The 1,664-nt window shown below is 55.5% G+C and carries 2 protein-coding genes and 1 pseudogene; all 3 read left to right on the top strand.

The window, feature by feature from the left end:
• Positions 1-252: pseudogene (locus D5S03_RS08910) on the top strand (hypothetical protein); the annotation flags it as partial.
• A 107-nt stretch (positions 253-359) separates the two neighbouring features.
• Entirely contained in the window at positions 360-1,085 is a 726-nt protein-coding gene (locus tag D5S03_RS08905) for a flagellar hook assembly protein FlgD (protein ID WP_287043579.1), read from the top strand.
• Between the two features lie 12 nt (positions 1,086-1,097).
• Positions 1,098-1,664 (top strand): flagellar hook-basal body complex protein (locus D5S03_RS08900; protein WP_287043578.1); only part of this gene is annotated, 567 nt, incomplete at its 3' end.

The raw sequence follows: 1,664 nt of genomic DNA, 5'->3' as shown, positions 1-1,664 counted from the left end.
CGCAGCAGCCTGGAGCAGCAGGGGCTACGCGTGGGCAAGATAGATGTGCATACCCAGCAGCCGGATAATCAGCCGGGTTCATGGCAGGGCCGCGAGGAGCACAACAAGGCCAGGGACCGTATGAAAAAGGCCATGGAAAAGGCCAGGCTCAGGGAAATGGAGCAGGAGGGCAAGGGGCTTTTCAAGCCCCAGAAGCAGGAAACTGTTTTCGGCAAGAACATGTCCAGCACAGGACTAAGCATTTTTGCCTGAGGGACCTGGCGGGCGTGAAGCGGCCAGGGTCTGCAATTCCGGTGTTTGCGGTTCCCGGAAGATGCCGGATTTAACAATACAAAATTTTTAAATACCTGGAGGAAAAAATGGATATAGGCGCAGCAAGCAATCTCCTGGGCGGATACGAACGGGATTTCGCAAATGACGAGATTCCCAGAGACGAAGATCCGGCGGAACTGGGCAAGATGGATTTTCTAAAGCTCCTGATCACCCAGCTGGAAAACCAGGACCCCCTGGACCCCATGGATGACAAGGAGTTCGTGGCCCAGCTGGCCCAGTTTTCCAGCCTGGAGCAGTTGACCAACATCTCCGAGGGCATGGAATCCATGAACGAGAACCAGGCCCGCCAGGAGATGCTGGGGGCGGTGGGCTTTATCGGCAAGGAGATCCGCGCTGACGGAGACGGGATTTCCAAGGACGGGTCAGGAGCTTCCAAGATATTCTACAACCTGGAGGACACTGCCCAGAACCTTTATTTTAATATTTATGACGAAAACGGGAATATGGTGCGCACGGTGGAGAAGTCAGCCCGCCAGTCCGGTGATTACGAGTTTGAATGGGACGGGCTGAACTTTGACGGTGCCGAAGCTCCCGACGGAAATTACAGCGTAAGCATAAGCGCTGAAGGACCCAATGGGGAGCCGGTTATGGTCAATACCGAGATGACCGGGCGTGTATCCGGGGTCCAGGACAAGGACGGCCAGCCCCACCTGCGCCTCAGCGACGGCCGCATGCTTCGCTTTGCTGATGTGAGCGAGGTGGTGGGAGACGGAAGCAGCAACAGCAACAATAACAATACAGAAGATAAATAACAGGAGGCGGTTATGGGTTTATCATCTTCCATGTATACCGGAGTAAGCGGTCTCAAGGGCCACGGGGAAAAAATGGGTACCATCGGCAACAACATTTCCAATGTGAGCACGGTGGGCTTCAAGGGCTCGCGAATGCATTTCGAGGACTTCATGAGCCAGGATATAAATACCGGGGCCGGCGTGGGCCAGGTGGGCCGCGGTGTGGGCATCGGCGCGGTCATGAACGATTTTTCCCAGGGGTCTCTGGAAAGCACCAATGAAGCCACCGACGTGGCCATAGGCGGCAACGGGTTCTTTCAGGTCAGCGCCAGGGGCACCGACGAAAACATGTATACCAGAGCCGGGAACTTCAGGTTTGATGAGGATGGTTACCTGGTGGATCCCAACAACAATATCGTTCAGGGCTGGGAGGTTCGCGAAGATCCTCCCGGTGTGGCAGACGAGGAAGAAATAATCCAGACTGAGACCGGAGTGGAGATCCAGGGTGCACCAGGCGACATCCGCCTGGATGATTTTCAGTCCTCGCCTGAAGCCACTACCAGGGTGGACAAAATAATGAACCTGGACTCCCGCAGCGAT

The organism is Desulfonatronospira sp. MSAO_Bac3, assembly GCF_003838035.1.
Taxonomy (GTDB): domain Bacteria; phylum Desulfobacterota; class Desulfovibrionia; order Desulfovibrionales; family Desulfonatronovibrionaceae; genus Desulfonatronospira; species Desulfonatronospira thiodismutans.
This window is presented reverse-complemented; position numbering and strand designations above follow the sequence as displayed.

Coding starts and splice junctions, on each gene's coding strand:
- D5S03_RS08905 (WP_287043579.1), top strand. CDS start 360: ATGGATATAGGCGCAGCAAGCAATCTCCTGGGCGGATACGAACGGGAT.